Annotated in this window: 22 protein-coding genes; 10 read left to right on the forward strand and 12 right to left on the reverse strand. The window is 71.3% G+C overall.

What is annotated here, in order from left to right; all coding sequences use genetic code 11:
- The first annotated feature begins 104 nt into the window (after positions 1-104).
- Complete coding sequence (locus ACH4S8_RS28795) at positions 105-1661, forward strand: ABC transporter substrate-binding protein (protein WP_398399028.1); 1557 nt, start codon at positions 105-107, stop codon at positions 1659-1661.
- A 105-nt stretch (positions 1662-1766) separates the two neighbouring features.
- On the opposite strand, the gene ACH4S8_RS28800 is transcribed toward ACH4S8_RS28795, so the two are convergent.
- The 3 genes from ACH4S8_RS28800 to ACH4S8_RS28810 all read right to left on the reverse strand — a co-directional run bounded on the left by ACH4S8_RS28800 (position 1767) and on the right by ACH4S8_RS28810 (position 6306).
- Complete coding sequence (locus tag ACH4S8_RS28800) at positions 1767-3878, reverse strand: sulfatase-like hydrolase/transferase (protein WP_398399030.1); 2112 nt, start codon at positions 3876-3878, stop codon at positions 1767-1769.
- Between the two features lie 284 nt (positions 3879-4162).
- Complete coding sequence (locus ACH4S8_RS28805) at positions 4163-5620, reverse strand: ATP-binding protein (RefSeq protein WP_398399032.1); 1458 nt, start codon at positions 5618-5620, stop codon at positions 4163-4165.
- Entirely contained in the window at positions 5617-6306 is a 690-nt protein-coding gene (locus ACH4S8_RS28810; protein ID WP_398399034.1) for a response regulator transcription factor, read from the reverse strand. The genes ACH4S8_RS28805 and ACH4S8_RS28810 overlap by 4 nt, the downstream gene beginning before the upstream one ends.
- 160 nt (positions 6307-6466) lie before the next feature.
- Between ACH4S8_RS28810 and ACH4S8_RS28815 the strand changes: the two genes are divergently transcribed.
- Positions 6467-8881, forward strand: a complete 2415-nt coding sequence (locus ACH4S8_RS28815) for an MMPL family transporter (RefSeq protein ID WP_398399188.1) — start codon at positions 6467-6469, stop codon at positions 8879-8881.
- A 59-nt stretch (positions 8882-8940) separates the two neighbouring features.
- Here ACH4S8_RS28815 and ACH4S8_RS28820 read toward each other — a convergent pair whose 3' ends face one another.
- The 3 genes from ACH4S8_RS28820 to ACH4S8_RS28830 are packed head-to-tail and all read right to left on the reverse strand — an operon-like array spanning position 8941 to position 10694.
- A complete protein-coding gene (locus tag ACH4S8_RS28820) occupies positions 8941-9726 on the reverse strand; it encodes a TetR/AcrR family transcriptional regulator (RefSeq protein WP_398399190.1) in 786 nt (261 codons plus the stop codon).
- 39 nt (positions 9727-9765) lie between these two features.
- Entirely contained in the window at positions 9766-10281 is a 516-nt protein-coding gene (locus ACH4S8_RS28825; protein ID WP_398399036.1) for a thiol-disulfide oxidoreductase DCC family protein, read from the reverse strand.
- Between the two features lie 5 nt (positions 10282-10286).
- A complete protein-coding gene (locus ACH4S8_RS28830) occupies positions 10287-10694 on the reverse strand; it encodes a hypothetical protein (RefSeq protein ID WP_398399038.1) in 408 nt (135 codons plus the stop codon).
- A 184-nt stretch (positions 10695-10878) separates the two neighbouring features.
- Between ACH4S8_RS28830 and ACH4S8_RS28835 the strand changes: the two genes are divergently transcribed.
- On the forward strand, positions 10879-11271 hold the full coding sequence (locus tag ACH4S8_RS28835; RefSeq protein ID WP_398399040.1) for a hypothetical protein: 393 nt from the start codon (positions 10879-10881) through the stop codon (positions 11269-11271).
- Positions 11268-13733 (forward strand): DUF4132 domain-containing protein, encoded by a 2466-nt coding sequence (locus ACH4S8_RS28840; protein WP_398399042.1) that lies wholly within the window; start codon positions 11268-11270, stop codon positions 13731-13733. The genes ACH4S8_RS28835 and ACH4S8_RS28840 overlap by 4 nt, the downstream gene beginning before the upstream one ends.
- 20 nt (positions 13734-13753) lie before the next feature.
- Here the strand turns inward: ACH4S8_RS28840 and ACH4S8_RS28845 are convergent, their stop codons facing one another.
- The 6 genes from ACH4S8_RS28845 to ACH4S8_RS28870 form a co-directional block, all read right to left on the reverse strand.
- Positions 13754-14365, reverse strand: coding sequence for a Uma2 family endonuclease (locus ACH4S8_RS28845; protein ID WP_398399044.1), 612 nt, complete (start codon positions 14363-14365; stop codon positions 13754-13756).
- A gap of 154 nt (positions 14366-14519) precedes the next feature.
- Positions 14520-15299, reverse strand: a complete 780-nt coding sequence (locus tag ACH4S8_RS28850; RefSeq protein ID WP_339131059.1) for a succinate dehydrogenase iron-sulfur subunit — start codon at positions 15297-15299, stop codon at positions 14520-14522.
- Positions 15299-17053: a succinate dehydrogenase flavoprotein subunit gene (gene sdhA / locus ACH4S8_RS28855; RefSeq protein WP_398399047.1), complete on the reverse strand. Its 1755-nt coding sequence runs from the start codon at positions 17051-17053 to the stop codon at positions 15299-15301. Before sdhA ends, ACH4S8_RS28850 begins: the two co-directional genes overlap by 1 nt.
- 23 nt (positions 17054-17076) lie before the next feature.
- Positions 17077-17568 (reverse strand): succinate dehydrogenase hydrophobic membrane anchor subunit, encoded by a 492-nt coding sequence (locus tag ACH4S8_RS28860; RefSeq protein ID WP_398399049.1) that lies wholly within the window; start codon positions 17566-17568, stop codon positions 17077-17079.
- A gap of 5 nt (positions 17569-17573) precedes the next feature.
- Positions 17574-17954 (reverse strand): succinate dehydrogenase, cytochrome b556 subunit, encoded by a 381-nt coding sequence (sdhC, locus tag ACH4S8_RS28865; protein ID WP_398399051.1) that lies wholly within the window; start codon positions 17952-17954, stop codon positions 17574-17576.
- Positions 17955-18102: 148 nt separating this feature from the next.
- Complete coding sequence (locus ACH4S8_RS28870) at positions 18103-18759, reverse strand: 2-oxo-4-hydroxy-4-carboxy-5-ureidoimidazoline decarboxylase (protein WP_398399192.1); 657 nt, start codon at positions 18757-18759, stop codon at positions 18103-18105.
- 325 nt (positions 18760-19084) lie between these two features.
- Between ACH4S8_RS28870 and ACH4S8_RS28875 the strand changes: the two genes are divergently transcribed.
- The 6 genes from ACH4S8_RS28875 (at position 19085) to ACH4S8_RS28900 (ending at position 24919) form a co-directional block, all read left to right on the forward strand.
- Entirely contained in the window at positions 19085-20716 is a 1632-nt protein-coding gene (locus ACH4S8_RS28875; protein WP_398399053.1) for a glycoside hydrolase family 20 protein, read from the forward strand.
- Between the two features lie 215 nt (positions 20717-20931).
- Positions 20932-21639 carry a DUF4328 domain-containing protein gene (locus tag ACH4S8_RS28880; RefSeq protein ID WP_398399055.1) on the forward strand — a complete coding sequence of 236 codons (708 nt, stop codon included), beginning with the start codon at positions 20932-20934 and terminating at the stop codon, positions 21637-21639.
- Between the two features lie 200 nt (positions 21640-21839).
- Positions 21840-22412, forward strand: a complete 573-nt coding sequence (locus ACH4S8_RS28885) for a hypothetical protein (RefSeq protein WP_398399057.1) — start codon at positions 21840-21842, stop codon at positions 22410-22412.
- Positions 22413-22595: 183 nt separating this feature from the next.
- Positions 22596-22976 carry a hypothetical protein gene (locus ACH4S8_RS28890; protein WP_398399059.1) on the forward strand — a complete coding sequence of 127 codons (381 nt, stop codon included), beginning with the start codon at positions 22596-22598 and terminating at the stop codon, positions 22974-22976.
- Positions 22977-23131: 155 nt separating this feature from the next.
- Positions 23132-23749, forward strand: coding sequence for an RNA polymerase sigma factor (locus tag ACH4S8_RS28895; RefSeq protein WP_398399061.1), 618 nt, complete (start codon positions 23132-23134; stop codon positions 23747-23749).
- Between the two features lie 366 nt (positions 23750-24115).
- Positions 24116-24919: a hypothetical protein gene (locus ACH4S8_RS28900; protein ID WP_398399063.1), complete on the forward strand. Its 804-nt coding sequence runs from the start codon at positions 24116-24118 to the stop codon at positions 24917-24919.
- Positions 24920-25245: the final 326 nt, after the last annotated feature.

Genomic DNA, 25245 nt, shown 5'->3' on the forward strand with positions numbered 1-25245 from the left:
CTCCCGGGCACTCTTCCCGATTCCCTTCCCCGGCTGAAACTCCTGTGGTTAGGTGATCCGCGTCACTAGGGGAGTGACGTGCGGGGCGCCTGGGGAGGGCACCGATGCGATCGGTTCGCTTATGGATTCTGGTTGCGCTGCTCGTCGTCGCGGGCGTCGGTGTGGCCGGCCGGCAGCTGATGCCGGCGGGGGAGAACAGCAACCGCACCATCACGGTGGGCACCACGGACGCCGTCACATCGCTCGACCCGGCCGGTGCCTACGACGCCGGATCCTGGGCCCTGTTCAGCAATGTCTTCCAGTCGCTGCTCACCTTCGAGCCCGGCGGCGCCGAGCCCGAACCGGACGCTGCCAGGAGCTGCGCGTTCACCGACGCGGGGCTGCGCACCTATCGCTGCACGCTTCGTGACGACCTGACGTTCGCGAGCGGGCGCGAGGTGACCGCGGAGGACGTGAAGTTCTCCTTGGACCGGGTCAAGCGCATCAACGACGAGGTGGGACCCGCCTCGCTGCTGTCCACCCTGGGCAGCGTGGACGCCCGCGGCCTGACCGTCACCTTCCATCTGTCCTCGCCCGACGCGACCTTCCCGTTCAAACTGGCGACCGGCGCCGGGTCGATCGTCGACAGAACCAGCTACCCCCGGCGCAGCCTGCGCACCGACACCGGCGCCGACGGCACGGGGCCGTACGTCCTGAAGACGTACACGCAGGGCGTGAAGGCCGTCCTCGCCCCCAACCCCCGCTACGAGGGCGCGGTCGACGGCCCCGGCAGTCCGGTCGTCCTGCGCTACTACGCCACCTCGCAGGCGCTGCTGGTGGGATGGAGGGCGAAGGAACTGGACGTCGTGGCCCGTCAGCTGCCGTCCGCCGAGCTCGCCGCGCTTTCGCCGAGCGACCCCGCGCAGCGCGTCACGGAGGCCGACAGCGCCGAGACCCGCAACCTCGTCCTCGACGTGCGCGGGAGTTCGCCGCTGCACGACCGGCGCGTGCGGCAGGCCCTCGCCCTGCTGATCGACCGCGAGAAGCTGGTCGCCCGGACGTACCGGGGGACCACCGCGGCGCTGTACGGGCTGATCCCGGCGGGGATCACGGGACACGCGACCTCGTTCTTCGACGACTATCCGCAGCCGGACCCCAAGAAGGCGCGGGCCCTGCTGGCCGAGGCCGGGGTCCAACTGCCCGTGCGCTTCACCTACGGGTTCGCCGAGGGGCGGGGTGCCGCGGGTGAGGAGGCGGCCGAGCTCGAGCAGCAGCTGGAGGCGGACGGGCTGTTCAAGGTGACCACCGAGGGGTTCGAGTGGACCGAGTTCCAGAAGAAGTACGCGGAGGGCGGACTGGACGCCTGGGCGGTCGGCTGGGTCGCCGACTATCCCGACGCGGACACCTTCGGGGCGCCGCTCGTCGGCACCGGCAACACCATGAAGAACGGCTACAGCAGCAAGGACGTCGACCGGCTGATCAAGGAGACCCGGAAGGACGCCGACCGGAGCCGTACGGCGGACGCGTTCCGGCGGCTCCAGACGGACGTCGCCCGGGACGTCCCGCTGATCCCGCTGTGGCAGCGCAAGGACTACGTCGTCAGCAGCGAGGACGTCAGCGGCGGCCAGTACCTGTCCGACGGGACCGGCGTCTTCCGCCTCTGGCGGCTGACCTGGCTGTGACGACGGCACCGGTTCCCGCCGCCGCCCGCATCACGACCGCGGGCGGCGGCCGACGGCTCCGGCCGTGACCACCGCCCGCGGACGAGGAGCCGCTCCCGCCGGGACCTACGGGTGCGGAGTGGATCCGTACGCCGTCAGGAAGCGGTCGCGGAAGGAGCTCATCTTCCACACCGGGGCGTCGTGCTCGGGCTGCAGACCGTCCGTCCAGCCCCAGTCGGCGATCTTGTCGAGCACCTTCGGGTCCTTGGCGACGATCGAGACGGGCACGTCGCGGCTGGCGTGGTCGCCGCTGACCCGGGCGATCGGCTGGTGGTCGCCGAGGTAGATCAGCACGGTGTTCTTGTTGCCGTACTTCACCAGGTAGTTGATCAGGCTCGTGACCGAGTACGAGATCGCCTTGCCGTACTCCACCTTCGACTTCGGCGAGCTGGTGATGATGTCGGAGGGCCGCTTGCCGGCCTTCTCGATGGCGTTGTAGACCGAGCCGTCGCCGACCTGGTCCTGGGGGACCGTCTTGGGGATGGGTGCCCAGGGCTGGTGGCTGGAGGTCAGGATGATCGTCGACATCAGCGGCTTGTCGTGCTTCTTGCTGTGCACCAGGCGCTCGAACGCGGTCAGGGCGTACTGGTCGGGCATGGTCGACCAGCTGAACTTCGGGCCCTTGTAGCCGAGGTGGAAGGCGTCGTAGAGCTTGTCGATGCCGTAGAACTTCTGCTCGGGCCAGCCCTTCTGGATGCCCGGCATGACGCCCACGGTGTCGTAGTCGCCGGTCTTCTTGAAGGCGCTGATCAGGGAGAGGTGGTCGCCGGCGGTCACCGTGCGGTAGCGCTGCTGGTTGTTGATCCACAGGCCCGACAGGAACGTCGAGTGGCCGAGCCAGCTGCTGCCGCCGTACGTCGCCGAGGTGAGCCAGCCGCTCTTCGCCGCGAAACCGGCCCGGGTCAGCTTCTTGTTCTCCGCGGTCAGCGTCGCGTCGACGCGCGGCGCCATGAGCGGGTCCTCGATCGCGCTGCGGCCGTAGCTCTCGATGAACGTGATGATCATGTCCTTGCCGCGCAGATCGGTGAGCATCTCGCCGGGCGGCGTGTTCGCGAAGGCGTCCTTCTTGGAGATCTTGGCGAACGCGGCCTCGTCCCGCAGGGTCTGCCGCACCCGCGCCGCCCGCTGCTGGACGACCAGCGCGACGTGCTCGGAGGCGATCGGCACCCCCGTGTACTGCAGGCCGAGCGTCGCGCAGGTGACCCAGGCCATGGCCAGGACCAGCGTCGTACGGGTCGCCGTGGCGGTGTTCCGGGACACCAGGTTGCCCAGCCGGACGACCGACATCGTCATGAGGGCCACTATCGCGATCACGAGCGCCACGGCCAGGGCCGCTATGCCGAGCGCGCCGCCGTGGCCGAACGTGTCCTGGAGGTAGCCCTGCGCGTCGCTGAAGAGCGACCAGTCGAGGACGACGTTGAAGCCCCGCCCGAGGTATTCGTTGAACTCGATGTCGAGGATGTTCAGGACGGTCAGCACGCCCAGGGCCAGCCCGGCGGCCACCGACAGCGCGATCCGCGGGCGGCGGGGCAGAACGATCAGCAGCGCGGCGCCGAAGATCGCCTCCACCGGGAGGCGCAGGAATTCGGCCGGCTGGAACTCGTCCGACTGGCTCGGCATGAGCAGCGCGAACAGGACGAGCGCGGCGGCGACGAGGGTGGTGGTCCACGCGAGGACGCGGGCGGCGACGGGATACCGGCCCCGCCACCCCCGCCCCGGGCCGTCCCCGGGCGGCTCGTCCCCCGGGGGCTCCTCCCCGTCACCGGCCCCGTCGCCGACAACTGCTTCCGGGGCTTCCCCGGCGGGGGTCTCGTCGGCGGGGGCCTCACCGGCCGGGGAAGCGGTCGCTTCCGAGGCGCTGCCTGGGGAGTCGACGTCCGTCGCGGCGGCCGCGACCACCGCGTCCGGGGTGTCGCTGTCGGCCTCGGCGGGGTCCTCCGGTTCGCCGGCGGGGGCTTCCGCCGGGGTTTCCTCCGGGGCCCCGGAGGCCGAAGAGGCGGCCCCGTCGGTCATGGCGATCTCGGGGGCCGCCCCGGCCGCTGCCTCTCCCTCACCCGAGGCGGCGGCGTCCTCGTCCCCCTTCGTGTCCGTGTCCGCGAGCGGTTCCGGTGCCGGCTCATCGCGCGGAGGCGTCTCGTCCGTGTTCGGCAGCTGTCGAGAGTTCGTGTTGGACGACAACCCGGCGGTCCTTCCGTGCGATGCGCGGCGGTGGCGTGGCGGGCCGATCGGTTGCGACCGATTCGCCCTCATCGTGGTGTACGGGGCCTGGGCGGCCCGTGTTCAACCGCCTCGGTCAGCTTCTGCCCAAGTCCGTTTCCGCAGGTCACAGCGGTGCGAGCGAGGGCTTCCCGCCCGGGACGGGGGTCTCCGGAGCGGCACGCGGGCGACTGGAGGTGCCGTACGCGGGGCTGGAGGAGCGGCACGCGGGGAACGGAGAGAACCTCACCGGTCCCGTGGCGCCCTCACCGCACCGGCAGCGTCACCGTCACCGCCAGGCCCTCACCGGGTGCCGTCCACACCGCGACGCTCCCCCCGTGGGCCCGCACCACGCCTTCCACGATCGCCAGGCCGAGCCCGCTGCCCGCGCCGCCGCCGGCCCGGAAGAAGCGGTCGAAGACGCGCGCCGCGTCCTCCTGCGCGAGCCCTGGCCCCTTGTCCGCGACGCACAGCCGCAGGATCCCGTCCGCGCGCTCCAGACCGAGCCGCACCGGCACGTCGTCGGGGGTGTGGGTGCGTACGTTGCCCACGAGATTGCCCAGTACCTGCCGCAGCCCCGACTCGTCGGCCCGTACGAGCAGTGTGCCGTCGGCGTCCACGGTCACCGGGCGGCCGGGCTGCTGGGCACGCAGATCCGCTGCCGCGTCCCGCACGAGCCGGCTCAGGTCGACGTTCCTGAAGCGCAGTTCGGGCCGCTGGTCGAGGCGGGCCAGGGTGAGCAGTTCGTCGACGAGCCGGCCCATGCGGTCGGCCTCCGCGTTCATCCGGTCCCAGGCCCGCCTGCGCTCGGCGGGATCGGTCAGCATCCCCTTCTCGTACAGCTGCAGGTAGCCGCGTATCGCCGCGAGCGGGGTGCGCAGCTCGTGCGAGGCGTCCCCGACGAACCGGCGCAGCTGGGCGGCGCTGTCCTCGCGCGTCCGGTAGGCCGACTCGACCTGGTGCAGCATGGAGTTGAGGGCGAGCCGCAGCTGCTCGACCTCCTGGGTCGGATGATGGCTGGAGGGCACGCGCCGGGTCAGATCGCCCTCGGCGATGGCGGACGACGTCTCCACCATGGCCTCCAGCGGCAGCATCCGGCGGCGCACGCTGAACATCGTCAGACACGCGAGGAGTGCCAGCAGCAGGGTGCCCACGGCCAGATCGAGCCTGAGGGCCTTCGCGATGCCCTTGTGCAGTCCGTCGGTCGAGGCGGCGAACAGGACGTAGGTGCCGTCGGAGAGCCGGGCGCCGGTCGCCCGGTAGGCGGCGCCGTGCACGGTGACGTCACGCGGTTCGCCGGCGCGGGCGAGGGCGGCGGGGTCGTCGACGGCGGCGGCGAACGCGCGCTGTGTGTCCCCGGGCTGGAAGCCCGCCACCTCGATCGCCTCGCCGTGCCGGTCGACGGCCGCGAAGATCGAGTCCGGCTTCGGCGACTCGTCCGCCGCCGGACCGATCCGGTCGTGTACGAACGCGAGGGCGCTCAGCGAGTCGATCTGGCGCATGGTGAGCTGTGAACCGCCCAGCGAGTCACGGGTCTTGAGGAGCTGGGCGTCCACCTGGTCGAGCAGGTAGTGCCGCATGCCCATCAGGCTCACGGCGGTCGCCACCACGATGCCGACGGCCAGCAGTCCCACGTTGGCGATCGTCAGTTTGCCGCGCAGCGAATGGACGCCGTGCCGGGAGCGCGGGGGCGGGCGGCAGCCGGGCCGGACAGGCAGGTTCACGCGAGTCCGTATCCGACGCCCCGGCGGGTCTGGATCACCGGCGGGCCCAGCGGTTCGAGCTTGCGCCGCAGATAGCTGATGTAGGTCTCGACGACCGTCGACTCGGCCGGGTGCTCGTACTGCCAGACGTGGCGCAGGAGTTGGTCCTTGGGCACGATCCGCCCGCCGTTGCGGACGAGGAAGCGCAGCAGGGCGTACTCGGTGGGGGTGAGTTCGACGGTGGTGCCCGCGCGGTGGACCTGGTACGTCGTCTCGTCCAGCTCCAGATCTCCGTAGCGCAGGGGCGGGCGCTGCGGCAGGACGTCGCCCTGCCGGGTGCGGCGCAGGACGGCGGTGATCCGGGCGACGACCTCGTCGATGTTGAACGGCTTGGTGATGTAGTCGTCGCCGAAGCCGAGCGCGCCGACGATCTCGGCGGGCGCGTCCCGCGCGGTGAGGAAGACGACGGCCAGGTCGGGCCGGCGCAGGCGCAGTTCACGGCCGAGGGCCCGGCCGTCGCCGTCCGGGAGCATCACGTCGAGCAGCGCCGCGTCGGGGCGGGTGCGCTCCGCGAGGGCGAGGGCCTCGCGGACGCTTCCCGCGGCCATCACCTCGAAGCGGTGGTAGCGCAGCGCGATGGTGAGGACGTCCGCGATGCTCGGCTCGTCCTCGACGACGAGGACGGTGGCTCCCTCGTGAGCGGTCATGTCCCCAGTATCGGCCGGGCTGTCGGCGACCGGGTCCGTTCGTGCCTTGGAGTTCCTTGAGAGTCATGGGCGGGTCGTGTCCACGCGCGTACGGGGCCGCGAATGCTGGTGACCAGGACCTGGGGGACCGACCGACTAAGGAGCGTTGAACGTGGCGGTATTGGCACGGTGGTGCTATCGGCACCGGCTGGTGGTCCTGTTGCTGTGGGTGGGTGTGCTGTTCGGTCTGGGCTTCGCGGCGACCACCGCGGGCACGGACTACGCGAATGTGTTCTCCCTTCCGAACACGGACTCCAAGCGTGCGTACGACCAGATGGAGAAGGCCTTCCCGAACAGCGCGGGGGACACCGACACGGTGGTGTGGAAGGTCGCGGACGGCACGGTGAAGGACGCCTCCGTGCGGTCCCGGATCCAGCCGGTGCTGGACGAGATCGCCGGCATGAAGGGTGTCGGCCAGGTCGCGGGGCCGTACCAGGGGGAGCGGGGCGCCGCGCAGATCAGCAAGGACGGCCGGATCGCCTACGCCCAGATCACCTTCGCCGAGCAGGCGAACGCCGTGCCCAAGGACCTGGTGCAGAAGGTCGTCGACACCGCGCAGGGTGCCGAACGGGCCGGACTCCAGGTCGAGTTGGGCGGACAGGCGATCCAGCGGGTGCAGGAGCCGCCCACCGGGCTCGCCGAGATGGTCGGCATCCTGGCCGCGGCCGTCGTCCTCTTCCTCGCCTTCGGTTCGCTCTTCGCGATGCTGCTGCCGATCGGCATCGCGATCTTCGGGGTGGGTACGGGCCTGTTCTCCACCCAACTGCTCAGCCACACCACGGACATCCCGGACCTGGCCCCGCTGCTGGCCACCCTGATCGGCCTCGGTGTCGGCATCGACTACGCGCTGTTCATCGTCACCCGGCACCGGCGCGGTCTGCTGCGGGGCCTGGCGCCCGAGGAGTCGGCGGTCGTCGCCCTCAACACCTCCGGGCGGGCGGTGCTGTTCGCGGGCGGCACGGTGTGCATCGCGCTCGCGGGCATGCTCGTGACGAACCTGCGCTTCCTGGACGGCGTGGTCATCGGCACCTCCCTGACCGTGGTGTTCAGCGTGCTCGCGGCCACCACGCTGCTGCCCGCGCTCCTGGGGGTCCTCGGCACCCGGGTGCTCAGCCGCCGCCAGCGGCGCGAACTGGCGGCGAAGGGGCCCGAGCCGGAGCGGGCGAGCGGGGCCGCGGCACGCTGGTCGACGACGGTCCAGCGCCGGCCCCGGACGATCGCCGTCCTCGCGCTGGCCGTGATGGCGGTCCTCGCGGTCCCCGTCCTGTCGCTGCACCTCGGCGCCACGGACCAGGGCAACAACGACGCCAAGACGACGACCAGGCAGGCCTACGACCTGCTCGCCGAGGGCTTCGGGCCCGGCTTCAACGGCCCCCTGCAGGTCGTCGTGACCCGTGGTGACACCGCCGCCCTGGCGAAGAGCATCGGCGGCACGCCCGGGGTCGCCGCGGTCGCCGCGCTGCCGCCCGCGCACGGGGTGACGGTGATCCAGGTGGTGCCGACGACCTCACCGCAGTCGGTGAGGACCGACCACCTCATCGACACCCTGCGGGACCGGGTGATCCCGGACGCCGGGGTGAGCGCCCACGTCGGCGGGGTGACCGCCGTGTCGAAGGACTTCGCCACGATCACCGGCGACCGGCTGCCCTGGTTCGTCGCCACGATCATCGGCCTCGGTTTCCTGCTCCTGCTGATCGCCTTCCGCTCCCTGGTGGTCCCGCTGACGGCCGCGCTGATGAACCTGATCGCGGCCGCCGCGTCCTTCGGCGTCCTGGTCGCGGTCTTCCAGTGGGGCTGGGGCCTGGGAGTGCTGGGCCTCGGCAAGGAGGGGCCGATCAACGCCTTCCTGCCCGTCATCATGCTCTCGCTGCTCTTCGGTCTCTCCATGGACTACCAGGTGTTCCTGGTGAGCCGGATGCACGAGGAGTGGGTGCACACGAAGGACAACGCGCGCGCGGTGCGCGTCGGGCTGGCGGAGACCAGCCGGGTCATCAACTCGGCCGCCCTGATCATGGTGTGCGTCTTCCTCGCCTTCGTGCTGAGCGGTGACTCCGGGGCGGCGATGGCGGGGGTGGGCCTCGCGGCCGCGGTCGCCCTGGACGCCTTCATCCTCCGTACGGCCCTGGTGCCCGCCGCGATGCACCTGCTCGGCAACTCCAACTGGTGGCTGCCCGCGGCCCTGGACCGGCGGCTGCCGCACCTGGCGGTGGAGCCCGCCGAGGAGCCGTCCGCGGACGCCGCTCCGGCCGGGGGCGGGGCCTCGGCCGTGCACGGGTTCGTCCGGGACACGGAGGGCGAGGCCGTCGACGGGGCGGTCCTCACGCTGCTGTCCAAGGGGGGCCGTCAGCTGGACCGGGTGACCTCGCTGGCCGACGGGTCCTACATCGTCTCGGTCCCGGCCCCGGGGACGTACCTGCTGTCGGCGACGGCCCGTTCGTACGGGGCGCGGGCCCAGCACGTCGTCGTCACGGACGAGCCGCTGGTGCACGACGTGGAGCTGGCGCCGGGAGAGGTGGACGCCGACGCGGTCAACTGAGGCCGCTCGCGGCCGGAGCGTTCCGGCACAACGGGGGTGCCCGCCTCGGCGGGCGCCCCTCAGTCCGCTTTCCCGGCCGGCCGGGAAGGTTCTTGTCCCGTCTTCTTCGCCGGGTCCGGCAGGGCCTTCGTCATCCCCGGCAGGAAGTCCGTGAACAGCTCGTGCACCTCGTGGACGAGGGGGCGCAGCAGACGGAAGCGGGCCAGCGAGACACCGCGCGCCGTCAGCCGCGCGCCGCGCTCGGCGAGCCGGTAGCTGCGCTCGCGGCCCTCGGTCCGGTCGAACACCCAGTACAGGACGAGCCCCATCTGCGAGAGCCACATCAGCTCGGGCAGCACCTCGCGCAGTTCCTCCGGCACCTTGGTCTTCGCCCCGGCCAGTACCTCCTTGTGCACGCTGATCGCCTCCAGGCGCGCGTGCTCCGACTCGGGCGAGAAGGGGCTGAGCGGACTGTCCGGGTCGGCGGCGTTCTTGAAGAACTGCACGGCGAACTCGTGGTACGGCGTGGCGATGTCGAGCCACACCTTCAGCACGCCGCCCAGCCGGGCCTCCAGGTCCGTCTCGCGGTCCAGCACGTCCCGGACCGCCTGCTGGTGTTCGGCGGCGATCCGGTCGTAGAAGCCCTGGATCAGGTGTTCCTTGCCGGCGAAGTAGTAGTACGCGTTGCCGACGGAGACTCCCGCCTCCTGGGCGATGGCCCGCATCGTCGTCTTGTCGTACCCCCGTTCCTGGAAGAGCCGCATCGCGGTCTCCAGGATCAGGGTCCGGGTCTGTTCGCTCTTCGCCGGGCTCTTCGCTTCCTTGCCCGGGGACTTGGCGGGCTCGGAGGCCGCGGAGGACCTGATGGGGCCGGGGCTGTCTGTCGGTGCTGGCACGGGACGAGCCTAACGACTGGGAACGGCCGGACACGCGCCGCTGTCACAGGCGGGCGGCTCGAAGGTCCAGCCGACGGCCGGGTCGTAGCGCCAGCCGTCGCCCCGGTCGTACACGCCGCCGCCCCATCGCCGGGACGACTGCGCCTCGCGCCACTTGGCGGCGGCGAGGGTCGCGCCCCTGGCCAGCCGGGCACCCGCGGGCGTGCTCAGCCGATGGGCCAGCGCGCGGTACTCGCGCAGCGCCCACAGGGTGACGATCCAGGCGGCGGCTCCCTGGTAGACCTGCCCGGCGTCCCCCACGACGGTGATCTCGTCCAGGGTGGCGCGGTGGTCGAGCCGCGGATGGAGCCGGGCGGCCTCCTCGGAGCCGGCCGGAACGAACCGGAGCGGCACGAGCTGGGCCTGTGCGGCGAGCCACTTCTTCAGGAAGACGCACAGCGGGCAACGCGGGTCGTACAGGACGGTGAGCCCGAGGACCGGGACGCGCGAGGCGTCCCGGTCCCTGGTGGCCGGTGTGCCGGTCACCGCTCTCACGCCCCGGCCGTGGGCGCGGCCCAGTCCGTCGGCCGCACCGGCGGGACCTGCTCGCGCTCCATGACGCCCCGCCGCCGGATCTTGTTGAGCGCGTAGACGTTCCCCAGGTGCATGACGCCGAGCACCAGCAGGACGACGCCCAGCTTGGTCGACAGGGCCTCGAAGATCTCGCGGGCGTCGGTGATCTCGTCGCTCTGGTGCAGATAGAGCGCGACGAAGCCCAGGTTGACGAGGTAGAAGCCCACCACCAGCAGGTGGTTGACGGCGTCGGCGAGCTTCTCGTCGCCGTGCAGGACGTCCGCCAGGAAGATCCGTCCGTTGTGGCTCAGCGTGCGCGCCACCCAGACCGTCAGCGCGATGCTGACCAGCAGGTAGATGACGTACGCGACGACTGTGAGGTCCATGTCCCCACCCCTTCTTGAACGCGTTCAAAACGCTGTCGGAGATGAATGTAGACCTGCTTTTGAACATGTTCAAGTCGGATCGGGGGCGGTGGGACGGCGGGGGCGGCCACCGGGGGCGCGGCCGTCCCGGAACGAAGCGGGACCCGATGACCCGTTGTCAGTGGGGGCTCGTACTGTCGTCGGCATGGGAATGGTGACGTTCGTCGACGAGACGACCAGTGGGACGCGGGGAGCGGGCTGGGGGATCGAGATCGCCGAGGAGCGGCTCGCGGTGCGCGAGCTGATCCGGCGGCGGGTCTTCCAGGAGGTCGCCGAGTACAACGCGGGCATGCCGCCGGTCTTCCAGGGGCTCGTGCAGCCCGAGGACACCGAACGCGTGCTGAACGGCTACGCGTTGCGCACGCCCCGCCGGATCGACCCGGAGGCCCAGAGCGAGCTGGCGCTCCGGGCCTTCGCGGGGAACGGCTTCCTGGTGCTCGTGGGGGACCGGCAGGTGACCGACCCGGACGAGGAGATCGAGCTGGCCCTCGGCACCGAGGTCACCTTCCTCAAGCTCGTCGCACTGGTGGGGGGATGACGATGGCCGACACCACGATGCAACTGGGGTGGATCCGTACGAACGCGGCCGAGGGCAACATGGGCGCCCTGGCCGCCGACCTCCTCAGGGGCGCCCTGGTCATCCCCGTCCAATGGGGCCCCGGTTGGGGCGAGATCCTCGAACTGCTGGGCGCGCTCCCCGCCGACGAGAGGGAGAGGCTGGCCGGCGCCCTCGCGGAGGGCTATCACACGGTCGGCAGCCGATCGGAACCCCGGAACCAGGTGCTGACCCTGCTCGCCGCCGTCTCCCACGGCCTCCAGGAGGATCCGCTCGCCGACGAGCGGGCGAGGCAACTGGAGGAATTCGGCCGACAGAACACCCTCTGGTCGACGACACGGGTCGACGTCCTGGCCGAGGCGGAACTGGCGGCCGGCCGCGACCTGGACCCGACCGTCGTCGCGGTCCTCCGGCGCACCGGCACGGACACCTACCGCCGCGGGTTCGTCGCCGCCCTGCTGAAGAAACTCACGAGCCCCGTCCTCAACGTCGGCGAGGAATGGGCCGAGCAGGCCATGAGGGACTCCTCCAGCCCCGACGGGCAGGCCCTGCTCACCCATCTGACGACGGCCACCGCCTCCAAGCCCTCCGCCAAGTGGGACCGGCAGGCCCTCGCCCTCGTCGAAGCCCTCGGCACCGACCGGGTCCGTACCGCCGCGCTCACCTGGCTCGTGCTCGTCGGCCGCCCCCGCACCCACCCGCTGGAGATCCGGGGGTACGAGGCGGACATCAACAACGCCTACGACCCCTACAACGCCGACGCCCTGCGCGGCCTCGCCTGGCTGGTCTCCCTGCTGCCGCCCCACCCCGACACCGCCCGGGCCCTCGGCGCGCTCGTCGAGACCTCCCTGAAGAAGGTCACCGGACTCGGCCCGCGCAACCCGAAGGTCGCCAACGCCGGTGTGATCGCGCTGTCCCGGATCGACGGCGAGGCCGCCCTCGCCGAACTGGCCCGGCTGGCCACCCGGGTGACGTACAAGGCCACGGCCAAGATGGTCGACGGCTTCCTGGAGGCGAAGGCCGCCGCCCTCGGCCTGAGCCGCGAGGAGATCGAGGAACTGGCCGTCCCGGCGTACGGGCTCACCGAGGTGGGACAGGCACGTCACGAACTCGGTGACACCACCGCGCTTCTCGAGGTCCAGGGCTCACGCGCCGTGCTGAGCTGGCGCAACGCGAGCGGCAAGGCCGTCAGGAGCGTGCCCGCCGCCGTGCGGCGCGACCACGCCGAGGAGCTCAAGGAGCTCAAGGCGGCCGTCAAGGACATCGACAAGATGCTCTCGGCGCAGAGCGAGCGCCTGGACCGGCAGTTCCTCGGCCGGCGCACCTGGGCGTACGACGCCTGGCGCAAGAGCTACCTCGACCACCCGCTCGTCGGCACCCTCGCCCGCCGGCTCCTGTGGACGGTCGACGGCACCCCGGTCGGCTTCGCGAACGGCGAACTGGCCACCCTCACCGGCGACCCGGTGACCTCGGGCGGGGAAGTCGCCCTCTGGCACCCGGCCGACCGCGAACCCGCGGAGGTCGTCGCCTGGCGGGACTGGCTGGAGCGGCACGGGATCACCCAGCCCTTCAAACAGGCCCACCGCGAGGTGTACCTCCTCACCGACGCCGAGCGCGCGACCGGCACCTACTCGAACCGCTTCGCCGCCCACTTCGTGCGCCAGCACCAGTTCAACTCCCTGGCCGCCGTCAGGGGCTGGCGCAACAAGCTCCGCCTCTGCGTCGACGACGAGGCACCCCCGGCCACCCGGGAACTGCCGCAGTGGGGGCTGCGCGCCGAGTACTGGATCACCGGCGACGGCGAGTACGGCGAGGACACCACCGAGTCCGGCAGCTATCTGCGGCTGCGCACCGACCAGGTGCGCTTCTACCCCCTCGACGCCCCCGAGAACTCGGCGCACTGCTACGGCGGCGAGTACCGCATGCGGCTGCGCGACGGCCGGGGCCCGGTCGAGCCACTGCCCCTCACCGGGATCCCACCGCTCGTCCTGTCCGAAGTCCTGCGCGACATCGACCTGTTCGTCGGCGTCTCCAGCGTCGGCAACGACCCGACCTGGCAGGACGGCGGTCCGGGCGGCCGCTTCCAGGAGTACTGGACGTCGTACGGCTTCGGCGACCTGACCGAGACCGCGCAGACCCGCCGCGCCCTGCTCGACCGGCTGATCCCCCGGCTGGCGATGGCCGACCGCTGCACGCTGGAGGGCCGCTTCCTGCACGTGAAGGGCGAGCGGCACACGTACAAGATCCATCTCGGCTCGGGCAACATCCTGATGACCCCGAACGACCAGTACCTGTGCATCGTCCCGAAGTCCGCCGCGACAGGCCCCCAGCCGGGCTACCTGCCGTTCGAGGGCGACCGGATGCTCGCGGTGATCCTCAGCAAGGCGATGCTGCTGGCCGACGACCTGAACATCACGGACCCGACGATCCTGAGCCAGCTCTGATCGGCTGCCGGTTCCTCTGATCAGGCTGCCGGTTCGGTGCCGCCCGACGCGAGGATCTCGGCGACGTCGAGGGTGACCTTGGCGCCGATGGAGTCGGGCAGTGCGACGAGTTCGCCGGGAGCGTGGACGCGGTGGTTGCCGTATGCGCCTCCGGCCGGGTCGGTGAGAACGTGGAGGCGCTGGTGCCTGCGGTCGACGATGACGTACACGGGCACGTCGGCGCCGGCGTACGCCGAGACCTTGGTGCGCAGATCGGACTGGTAGTTGCTCGACGTGACTTCCAGGACGAGACGGAAGCAGACGGGGTCGTAGCAGTTGTTCTCGACGAGGTGCTCTTGGAAGTCGGTGTCCACCAGAGCGAGATCGGGGACGGCGTAGTCCTCCGCACCGGACGGCAGCCAGAGCCCGATGCCCTGGAGTACCTGTGACTCCGCACCGTGCGATCCGGCTGCCAGGAAGGGGAGCATGAGGTTGGTCAAGGCCTCGGCGTGTGGGCCGTCGTGTGGCGGAGACGCGAGGATCTGACCTTCGATGATCTCGACGCGGTAGCCCGGGTTGCGGTCCATGAGACGGTTCGCCTCCGCGATCAGCGGACGGTCGTCGTGGGGCCGCTCGACGGATGCTGCGGACATCACGTGCCTCCTGTGGGCTGGTGTCGAGAGCATCATCGTAGGCCCGGCGACCTCCCTGAGCCGTGATCGGTCCGTTCCACCCGTTCGTGGCCCCGTACGCGAGTGGGCCCCGCTTCCGGAGGGAAGCGGGGCCCACGCGACGTACAGGCCGACCTCAGAAGCGGCGCGTGATCAGCGCGCGCTTGACCTCCTGGATCGCCTTGGTGACCTCGATACCGCGCGGGCAGGCGTCCGTGCAGTTGAACGTCGTGCGGCAGCGCCACACACCGTCCTTGTCGTTGAGGATCTCCAGGCGCTGCTCCCCGGCCTCGTCACGCGAGTCGAAGATGAAGCGGTGGGCGTTCACGATGGCGGCCGGACCGAAGTACTGGCCGTCGTTCCAGAACACCGGGCAGGACGACGTGCACGCCGCGCACAGGATGCACTTGGTCGTGTCGTCGAACCGCTCGCGGTCCTCGGCCGACTGCAGACGCTCGCGCGTCGGCTCGTTGGTGTCCTTCGTGATGAGGAAGGGCATCACGTCGCGGTACGCCTGGAAGAACGGGTCCATGTCGACCACGAGGTCCTTCAGCACCGTCAGGCCCTTGATGGCCTCGACCGTGATCGGCTTCTCGGGGTTGAGGTCCTTGATCAGCGTCTTGCAGGCCAGACGGTTCTTGCCGTTGATCCGCATGGCGTCGGACCCGCAGATGCCGTGCGCGCAGGAGCGGCGGAAGGTGAGCGTGCCGTCCTGGTCCCACTTGATCTTGTGCAGCGCGTCGAGGACACGCTCCTTGGGGTCGATCTGCAGCTGGAAGTCTTCCCAGACCGACTCCGCCGAGACCTCCGGGTTGAACCGGCGGATGCGGAACGTGGCGGTGATGTAGGGGGAGTCGGCGAAACCGGGCTCGGGTGCGCCGGCCGCGTCCGCCTTGTCCAGAGTGGGAGTAGCCATCAGTACTTACGCTCCATCGGCTGGTAGCGGGTCTGGACGACCGGCTTGTAGTCGAGACGGATGGACTCGGTGCCGTCCTCGCCGACCTCGCGGTACGCCATGGTGTGGCGCATGAAGTTGACGTCGTCGCGGTTCGGGTAGTCCTCGCGGTAGTGGCCGCCGCGGGACTCCTTGCGGGCGAGCGCGGAGACGGCCATGACCTCGGCCAGGTCGAGCAGGTTGCCCAGCTCGATGGCCTCCAGCAGGTCGGTGTTGAACCGCCTGCCCTTGTCCTGGACCGAGACGTTCAGGTAGCGCTCGCGCAGCTCCGCGATCTTCTCGACCGCCGTCTTGATCGTCTGCTCGGTGCGGAACACCATCACGTTGGCGTCCATGCACTCCTGCAGCTCCAGGCGGATCGCGGCGACCCGCTCGGTGCCCGTGGAGTTGCGCAGGCGCTCGACCTGGGTGACGACCTGCTCGGCCGGGTTCTCCGGCAGCTCCACGTAGCTGGCCTTGGCCGAGTACTCCGCGGCCGCGATGCCCGCCCGGCGCCCGAAGACGTTGATGTCCAGCAGCGAGTTCGTGCCGAGACGGTTGGCGCCGTGCACGGAGACACAGGCGACCTCACCGGCGGCGTACAGGCCCGGGACGACGGTGGTGTTGTCCGAGAGGACCTCACCCTCGACGTTCGTCGGGATGCCGCCCATGGCGTAGTGCGCGGTGGGCTGGATCGGGATCGGGTCCGTGTAGGGCTCGATGCCGAGGTAGGTCCGCGCGAACTCCGTGATGTCGGGCAGCTTGGCGTCCAGCTGCTCCGGCGGGAGGTGGGTGAGGTCGAGGTAGACGTGGTCGCCCTCGGGACCGCAGCCGCGGCCCTCGCGGATCTCCGTGTAGATGGAGCGGGACACGACGTCACGGGACGCGAGGTCCTTCATGACCGGCGCGTACTTCTCCATGAAGCGCTCGCCGTCCTTGTTGCGGAGGATGCCGCCCTCACCGCGGGCGCCCTCCGTCAGCAGGATGCCCATGCGCCAGATGCCGGTCGGGTGGAACTGGAAGAACTCCATGTCCTCCAGCGGCAGCCCGCGACGGTAGACGGCCGCCTGGCCGTCACCCGTCAGGGTGTGCGCGTTGGAGGTCACCTTGAAGAACTTGCCGGTGCCGCCGGACGCGTAGATCACGGCCTTCGCCTGGAAGACGTGGATCTCGCCGGTCGCGAGCTCGTAGGCGACGACGCCCGCGGAGTGCTTGACCCCGTCGACCTCGACGATGAGCTGGTCGAGGACGTAGAACTCGTTGAAGAACTCCACGCCCTCCTTGACGCAGTTCTGGTACAGCGTCTGGAGGATCATGTGACCGGTGCGGTCCGCGGCGTAGCAGGACCGGCGGACCGGGGCCTCGCCGTGGTTGCGGGAGTGACCGCCGAAGCGGCGCTGGTCGATCGTCCCGTCGGGCGTCCGGTTGAACGGCAGGCCCATCTTCTCCAGGTCGAGGACCGAGTCGATGGCCTCCTTCGCCAGGATCTCGGCGGCGTCCTGGTCGACCAGGTAGTCACCGCCCTTGACCGTGTCGAAGGTGTGCCACTCCCAGTTGTCCTCTTCCACGTTGGCGAGCGCGGCGGCCATGCCGCCCTGCGCGGCGCCCGTGTGGGAGCGGGTGGGGTAGAGCTTCGTCAGCACGGCGGTGCGGCTGCGCTTCGTCGCCTCGATGGCGGCGCGCATGCCGGCGCCGCCGGCGCCGACGATGACGGTGTCGTACTTGTGGATCTTCATGAGTGGTTGCCTCAGCCCCGTGCCTAGCGAATGTTCGGGTCGAAGGTGAAGATCACCAGCGTGCCCAGCAGGATCGTGAACACCGTGGCGGTGTACAGCAGGCCCTTCAGCCACAGGCGCGTGCTCGCGCGCTCCGCGTAGTCGTTGATGACGGTACGCAGGCCGTTGGAGCCGTGCAGCATGGCCAGCCACAGCATCGCGAGGTCCCAGGCCTGCCACCACGGGCTCGCCCAGCGGCCGGCCACGAAGGCGAAGCCGATCTTGGAGACGCCGCCGTCGAGGACGAGCTGGATCAGCAGGTGGCCGAGGACCAGGACGACCAGGACGATGCCGGACAGGCGCATGAAGAGCCAGCCGTACATCTCGAAGTTGCCACGGGTGGACTTCGGGGTCTTCTTGGTGCGCTTGCGCGGGGCCTCGATGAACGGGGCCGGATTGTCGACGCTGTAGGCCGAGTGGTCTCCGGCGCCCTCCACGGGGCCGATGCCGGAAGCGGCAGTGTCAGTAGTGGACATCTGCGTCAGCTCCCGAACTGTTCGCGGAATGCGTGACCGAGGACGGGGTAAAGGGCCCCGAACATCAGCACGACCCAGATACCGACGACGGACCAGAGCATCTGCTTCTGGTAGCGCGGGCCCTTGGACCAGAAGTCGACGGCGATGACACGCAGGCCGTTGAGCGCGTGGAAGAGAATGGCGGCCACGAGGCCGTACTCCAACAGCGCGACGATCGGCGTCTTGTACGTGGCTACGACCTTGTCGTAGTCCTCGGGGGAGACACGGACGAGAGCGGTGTCCAGCACGTGTACGAACAGGAAGAAGAAGATGAGGACGCCGGTGACTCGATGAGCCACCCAGGACCACATTCCTTCCCGGCCGCGGTACAGCGTTCCAGCCGGCACGGAAGAACCCTCCGGGAGCGGGGATTGGGGCCGCGCCGGCTTCTCTGTCGGTCGGGCCCGGCCGGGTACGGTCCACCGGCCCCGGCCATCGTAGCGACGTGTTGTCGGAACGCTTACAGCGGCCCTATCAATGTGATCAAACTGGCAATCAATCAGGCACGTTCGGGCTATTCCGGGCGCCGAATATCGGCGTTTCGCGCTCGTGGGCGAACTGGCGGACGAGGCGGGTCAGCCGGCCGCGGGCCAGTCGGCGCAGCTCGTCGGCGGTGACGACCCGCTCCTCCTCGGGATCGTTCGCCAGTCGCGAGCGGATTCCGACGAGCACCTGGTCGAGAGCCTCCCCGGGCGTGAATTCGTCCAGACAGATGACGAAGACATGTCCGAATCTGCTCTCGTACGCGGCATGTGCGGCGCTCAGCGCGGTGTGGGCGGCGGAGTACGCGCCGTCCGGGAGCAGCGTGAGCGACTCGCCGGCCAGCGCTTCGGCCAGGTCGGCGGGGGTCAGGTCGTACGCCGCCTCGTCGGCCGCGGCCAGCAGGGCGCCGAGGTCCGGGTAGGGGCGGTGGTCGGCCAGACGGTGGACCCAGCGCAGGCTGCGGCAGCAGGTGAGCAGGGCGCGGGTGACCTCTCCGGCGGGTGCGGAGTTGAACCCGTCGAGGCGGACCGGGGACGGTACCGCGCTCTTCTGCTCGGGGAAGGCGACCTGGCCGGGGAGGCGTGGGAGACGGTGAGACGTCAGCGTGGTTCCTCGGCGTGGGGGTGGGGTGGGACGCGCGACGTCCGGTGAGCGTGACGTGCGTGCGATACGTGTGTTTCGGCAGGGGGAGAAGTGAAAGCTGTGCTGCTCACGCTATCGAGCTGTGTCGCGACCTGTCCGACGGATGCCCGGATTTCACCCGCACGGGAGAGTTTCGGAGCGTGTGGTGGACGGTTGTGGTGACGGCCGGGGCAGAGTTCACGGTGGGGTGGGGGGTCGGACCGGCGAGGTGTTCCGAAGAGGCGGACGTCTCGCGGGGGAGTACACCTGAACGGAGCACCGGCCCGGTGACGGCACGATGGAGTGAGCGCCCGGAGGCGGGCGCGGTGAAGTGAGCGTCCGGAAGAGGGCGCGGTGAGACGAGGGTGGCGGAGTGAGCAGTGGCAGGCGGCGGGCGCCGCGGCGGCGGGCGAGGCGGAGCGGGCGGGCCGGGCTCGTCGCGGGAGGTCTGGCGGTCGCGGGTGTCGTCGCGGTGGCGGTGGCGGTCTGGCCCGGCGGAGGCGGAGAGCCGTCCGGGGCGCGGGCGTCGTCCGCGGACCGGTCGGGGGCCGTGGCGGTCGCCAGTCCCTCGCCGACCCGGAGCTATCCCCTCTCCGTGGCGCCTCGCACCATCCCCGCCGTGCGCGAGCACACCGCGGCCCACGGTCCGGGCTGGCGCCCGGCCGCCGGCGCCCGGGTGGTCGTGGACGACAACGGCCTCGCCGACGAGGGCAAACTGCTCGCCGGCGAACTGAAGCTGGCGTACGCGGGGCGGGCGGGCGCCAAGGCCGGCGACGTCGAACTGGGCCTCGACAAGAGCAAGGCGGGCCCGGAGTCGTACACCCTCACGGTCAAGAACGGCCGGGTCACCGTCACCGGGCCCGCCGAGGCAGGTGTCTTCTACGGCACGCGCACCCTCGAGCAGGAGGTGCACGGAGGCGGTACGGCCCCGGAGGGCGTCGTGCGCGACCGGCCCGCGAAGCCGGTCCGCGGGTTCATGCTCGACATCGCGCGCAAGCACTTCACGGCGGCCTGGATCGAGGACCGGGTGCGCGAGCTCGGCGACCTGAAGTACAACCAGCTCGGCCTGCACTTCTCGGACGACCAGGGCTTCCGCATCGAGTCCGACACGCACCCCGAGATCGTGTCGCAGCAGCATCTGACGAAGGACGAGGTGCGCCGGATCGTCGCCCTCGCGGCGAGCCGGCACATCACCGTCGTACCCGAGATCGACTCGCCGGGACACCTCGGCGCGGTCATCGCGGCCCACCCCGAGCTCCAGCTGCGCAATGTGTCGGGGGTCCCCGTCCGCGGCGCCGTGGACATTTCCAAGCCCGCGGCGGCGAAGATCGTCGACGATCTGCTGAACGAGTACGCGGATCTGTTCCCCGGCACCGACTGGAACCTGGGCGGCGACGAGTACCAGGCCCTGACGGTGGCGAACCCGGCGGCGTCCTTCCCGCAGCTGGCCACCGCGGCGAGGAACAGGTACGGGGCGGGGGCCGGCGTCGCCGACCTGACGACCGGCTGGCTGAACGACCGGGCCAAGGTGGTCCACGCGCACGGCCGCACGGCACGGGCCTGGAACGACGGCTTCTTCCGCAGCAGCACGGTCCCGGCCGACGGCAGCCTTCGGGTGGGGTACTGGACCGGCAAGGAGTTCGGGGCCCGGCAGCCGGTGGAGTACCTGAGCGCGGGCCGCAAGGTCGTCAACTACAACGACGAGTACCTGTACTACGTCCTCGGCGAACCCCAGACCTTCGTCTACCCGACCGGGCAGCGCATCTACGAGCAGTGGACCCCTCTCGTCCTGCGCGGAACCACGCCGGTTCCCGCGCGGTACGACTCCCAGATCCTCGGCGGGTCCTTCGCCGTCTGGTGCGACCTCGCGAACTCCCAGACCCAGGACCAGGTCGCGGCCGGCATCCGCATGCCGCTGCGCGCCCTGACCCAGAAACTGTGGGACCCGCGCACGCCGTCCATGTCCTGGACGCAGTTCAAGGCGCTGGCGAGCCGGCTGGGCTGAGCGGCCCCGGCCCGCCGGCACGGACTGGACGCCGTGACCTGCGGAACCGTATCTTCCGGCCCTGTTCGCATGCCGGGCGTGACCCTGGGGAGGGGCGCGTCCGGCTTTCCGCGCCGCCATCGCGGTGCCGCACATCTGGGGGTCTCATGACCATGCCGCCGTCGCCGCGACCCGTGCCGGAGGGGCCCGCCTCTCCGCGCCCCCGGGCGCGGGCGATGACCTCGGGGCTTCCCGTGCCGCTGTCGTCGTTCGCGCCGTCGTACGGGCTCGCCCGGTTGCGCTCGCCGGTGGCCCTCGGCCGGGCCGCCGCCGGGGCACTCGGCCTGATGATCGCCGTGGACCTCTACTCGATCTGGGCGGACTTCTCGATGCACGCCGCGATCGCGGCCTTCATGGACGGCACGTCCGGCCGTGCGGCCTGGCAGCGGGTCGAAGCGGCGGAGTCGTACCGCACCGCCGCCGGGTATGCGCAGACGGCCGCGTTTCTGACGACCGTCGGTATCTACCTGAACTGGTTCCTGCGGGTCCGTGCCAACGCCGAGGTCTTCGACCCGTTCGGCCACACCATGTCCCGCGCCTGGGCGCGCTGGGGCTGGATCGCCCCGGGGGTGAACCTGTGGTTCCCGCGTCGGATCATGCAGGAGATCTGGGACGCGAGCCGCCCGGAGGGTGCCCGGAGCGGGTACGGGCTCCTCAACACCTGGTGGACCCTCTGGGTCGTCGACATGCTGGCCAGGTTGTCCGTCCCCACCCCGAAGCTCGGGGCCGACATCCTCGCGGAGATGCGAGCCGGCACGGGCCGGCTCGTGCTCACCCACGCCCTCGACATCGTGACCGCCGTCTTCGCCATCGCCGTCGTCCTCGGGCTGACCCGGATGCAGGAGCGGAAGGCGTGCGAGGACCCGGTCGCGGCCGGCGGCTGACCACGCGCGGACACGTACGGGAGCACACTGGATCCGGGCCGGTCCCGAAGAGCGTCTTTGGCCGAAAACCTGTTCATTCGGCTCCCCGACCGGCAGGGTGGGGTTGCACTGTGACACTCCTGGTCCGTTGCACGCAGTAAGGGGAAGTGCGGGCTCCGTAAGGCAAGGGCGCCCTGTCGTGGCATTTCGAGGGAGTCGTGATGAGTCTGGTGGAACTGATCGCTCAGGCCGACGAGCGAGGTCTGGCAGCGAGTGGTCTGGCTTGTTTGGATCGGTGTGTACCGCTGCTCGGCGGTGACGACGACGTCCTGCGCCCCTTGTGGGCGAGCCTGTCCGAGGCGGACGCCTGGGCCGAGTGGGGAGCACGCCTCGAGGAGGCGCGCGCCAAGATGGACGCGGAGGACCCCGAGCCGGCCGTGACCGACGAGGACCACGCGGCACTGCTCGCCCGGGGCATGCTCCAGGCCGTCCCCGCGAAGCCCTCCGAGGAGGAGCTGCGTGCCTGGTCGGACGCCTGCTCGGTGGCGGCCCTGCAGGTGCACCGGTTCCTCGACCACGCCGACGACGCGGAGGCGTGCGTGACGGCACGCCGTGAGGGGCGCACGGAGGGCATGTCGCCGCTCGTCGCCGCCGAACTGCGCCGCCAGGTCTCCGTCCTGGAACTGCTCAACGAGCACGGCAAGGGCGGACTGCGGCTCGCGCTGGACGCGTCGACGGAGGGGCGGCGCGTCCTGCGAGCGGTGGTCTCCCGCAGGGCACGAGGACGGGCCTAGTCCAGGACGAGCGTGCGAGGCACGAGGGTGCGCCGGAGGCGGTACCGGCTCCGGCGCACCCCAAACCCTGTTCCTGAGAGTTTTCTGTGATGGTCCCGGGGCGGAGATGGCGGTCCTGGGCCGGTGTCGCGAACCCCAGCCCCGACGCGTGACGAATCCGGCGGCCGTCGCGCTCTACCGGATGTGAACGCAACTCAAGCAACGCGGCCCTCGGCTGCGACGAAGCCCGTTCGCTGGGCGGTCGACACGGTCGTGGCCATGCGCGAGGGCGCCCGGCTGCGCCTCGACTACTCGGCCCAGAGCCTGTGGCGCGTCGACCGCGTGATCGACGAGATACGCCGGGACGGTGCCCCGTACGCCGCCGTCGAGAGCGTGCTGCGCGGATTCGGGGCGTACGCGGGGGAGGTCGTCGCCCGTCACTCGGGCGCCGAGTGGTGGGAGACCGGCGGCGAGCACTGGCTGCGCACGGCCGACGGACGGCTGTGGGACCCGATCGAAGAGGCCCGCCGCTGCTACGCGGGCGACGGGTCCCTGCGCCTGCTGTGCCGCGAGGCCACCCGTTGAGCGCTTCGCGAGGCCCCGCCGGGCCCTCGGGCCGGAGTGTCTGACGCACTGTGACACTTCCGTGGGACCCGACGCTGATGACCATGGGGGTGTCGACGCGGACGGCCGTGTCGGCAGGGCACATTCGGGCGGACTCGGTGCGAACGAGGACAGTGTTGGGCCAGGGAGGGGAACCCCGCCGCGCGCAGCCGTACGACGCCGAACTGGGCGTGGCCGTGGCGCGGGCGCAGGAGGGGGACGAGGCCGCTTTCGCGACCGCGTACCGGATCGTGCAGCCCGGACTGCTGGGCTATCTGCGCGGCATCGTCGGCGACGACGCCGAGGACGTGGCGTCCGACGCCTGGCTGGAGATCGCCCGGGACCTGGGGCGGTTCCGGGGAGACGGCGCCGGGTTCCGCGGCTGGACCGCGACCATCGCCAGGCACCGGGCACTGGACCATCTGCGGCGGCTGCGGGTACGGCCCCGGGGAACCGCCCTCGAACAGGACGCGCTGGACCTGCCCGGCAGGCACAGCACGCAGGACGAGGCGCTGGAGAGCCTGTCCACCGAGTACGCCCTGGAACTGGTCGCGGGGCTGCCGCGCGACCAGGCCGAGGCCGTGCTCCTGCGGGTGGTCGTCGGCCTCGACGGACCGGCCGCGGCACGTGTGCTCGGCAAGCGTCCGGGCGCGGTGCGGACCTCCGCCCACCGGGGGCTGAAGCGGCTCGCGCGCCAGCTCGGCGTCGCGGGTGTGACGGATGAGGAGTCCCGGACGCTGGGGGAGTCGGGGTGAGCAGTACGTCCGGAACGGCCGGCACCGAGCCGTCGTCCGGAACGGCATCGTCGTACGGCGGAAGGAAGTCGACCGGTGTACGGATGGTGCACGGCTGACGGCCGTGGCCCGGAGGGTGGCTGCCCCGCGGCGGTGGGCCGCCGCCCGCTGCCGGGGCGCCCGGCGGCGCAGTGCCGTCCCCCGGCCGCCGGCCGGCGCGTGGGGCGAGACCGTTGTACGGCGTGGAGCGCGAAGCGGAGTCCTGGTACGGCGAGGGGTTGCAGGGCGGAGCGACAGGCGGAGATGGAACCGGACGTGGAACCGCACAGGGAACCGGACGTGGAATCCCACAGGGAACCGGACGTGGAACCGCACAGGGAACCGGACGTGGAATCCCACAGGGAACCGGACGCGCGGCCGGGCACGGCTGAACGCCGTGCCGGCGACGGCACGGCCCCGGGCCCTCGCGCCGCGCGTCCGGCGGACCCCCGGGACGGACGGCCCGCTCTGGAGACGCTCCTCGCCGCGGCGATGCGCGGCCGGGCGGACGACACCGCGGCGCGGACGCGGGCCGTGGCCGCCTTCCGGGCCGCACGCGACGGCGGCGCGCACACCGCGCGCACCCGGCGGCGGGACGACTGGCGTCCCGAGGAGCAGAGGCGGCCGAGCCGTTCGCTGAGGGCCGTGCTCGCCGTCCTGCTGGCCGGTCTGACGCTGGGCGGCGTGGCCGTCGCGGCCATCGGGCCGATAGCGGGCGACGACACCGGCCGCCGGGACAGAGCCGTGGCCCGGCCGTCCGCCGGTGTCCCGGACCGGTTCCCCGCGTCCGCGCCGCCGGTCGGTCCCGGTGCTCCCGGTGCCGCCGCCGCGCCCGGTGGCCCCGTGGGCCGTCCGCCGCGGGCCCAGGACACCGAGGCCCACTGCCGTGCGTACGCGTCCGTGCGCGGCCGGGGCGACGCCCTGGACTCGCGGGCCTGGCAGCGGCTCGTCACGGCCGCCGGCGGCGAGGACAAGGTCGAGGCGTTCTGCGCCGGGCAACTGGCCGCGGACAACGGGACGAAGGGCGCGAAGGGCTCGAAGGGTGCGAAGGGCGCGGCGGACGCGGGGAATTCCGGGAAAGCGGCCGGGACCCAGGTTCCGGGAAGCCCGGCGGCGACGCCGAAGCCGGCGAAGTCCAAGAGCGGGCGGTAGGCGGTCGGCGGCCGTGACGGCCGGGCTCCGGGGCGGCGGACGTCCTGGCCCCGGTGGTGGTGCGCCTCCGCCGATGACGGCGGCCGTCCTCGCCGATGGCAACGGCCGGGGCCGCCACCCCCCACAGGAGAGGCCCCGACCGTCGCGCGGCACGGGCCGCGCGGCGACCCGTACTCCCTACAGCGCCGCGACTGCGTTTTGTGTCACACCTCGCACCGTCACCGCGTGGTTGCACGTTGTACGAACATGGACGGGGAGCTGTTTCAGGCCGTAACGTGCCTTTCGCGCCGGTGCGGAGAACAGGACGACCGCAACCACGGGGGACC

It is taken from the genome of Streptomyces sp. NPDC021080 (assembly GCF_044333225.1).
In the GTDB taxonomy this organism is placed as follows: Bacteria; Actinomycetota; Actinomycetes; order Streptomycetales; family Streptomycetaceae; genus Streptomyces.

What these genes read in the sequence shown, in the direction of transcription:
- ACH4S8_RS28795 (WP_398399028.1), top strand. Translation starts at nt 105, where the DNA reads ATGCGATCGGTTCGCTTATGGATTCTGGTTGCGCTGCTCGTCGTCGCG.
- ACH4S8_RS28810 (WP_398399034.1), bottom strand. Translation starts at nt 6,306, where the DNA reads ATGACCGCTCACGAGGGAGCCACCGTCCTCGTCGTCGAGGACGAGCCG.
- ACH4S8_RS28830 (WP_398399038.1), bottom strand. Translation starts at nt 10,694, where the DNA reads ATGGACCTCACAGTCGTCGCGTACGTCATCTACCTGCTGGTCAGCATC.
- ACH4S8_RS28835 (WP_398399040.1), top strand. Translation starts at nt 10,879, where the DNA reads ATGGGAATGGTGACGTTCGTCGACGAGACGACCAGTGGGACGCGGGGA.
- ACH4S8_RS28840 (WP_398399042.1), top strand. Translation starts at nt 11,268, where the DNA reads ATGACGATGGCCGACACCACGATGCAACTGGGGTGGATCCGTACGAAC.
- ACH4S8_RS28845 (WP_398399044.1), bottom strand. Translation starts at nt 14,365, where the DNA reads ATGTCCGCAGCATCCGTCGAGCGGCCCCACGACGACCGTCCGCTGATC.
- ACH4S8_RS28850 (WP_339131059.1), bottom strand. Translation starts at nt 15,299, where the DNA reads ATGGCTACTCCCACTCTGGACAAGGCGGACGCGGCCGGCGCACCCGAG.
- sdhA (WP_398399047.1), bottom strand. Translation starts at nt 17,053, where the DNA reads ATGAAGATCCACAAGTACGACACCGTCATCGTCGGCGCCGGCGGCGCC.
- ACH4S8_RS28860 (WP_398399049.1), bottom strand. Translation starts at nt 17,568, where the DNA reads ATGTCCACTACTGACACTGCCGCTTCCGGCATCGGCCCCGTGGAGGGC.
- ACH4S8_RS28880 (WP_398399055.1), top strand. Translation starts at nt 20,932, where the DNA reads ATGACCTCGGGGCTTCCCGTGCCGCTGTCGTCGTTCGCGCCGTCGTAC.
- ACH4S8_RS28885 (WP_398399057.1), top strand. Translation starts at nt 21,840, where the DNA reads ATGAGTCTGGTGGAACTGATCGCTCAGGCCGACGAGCGAGGTCTGGCA.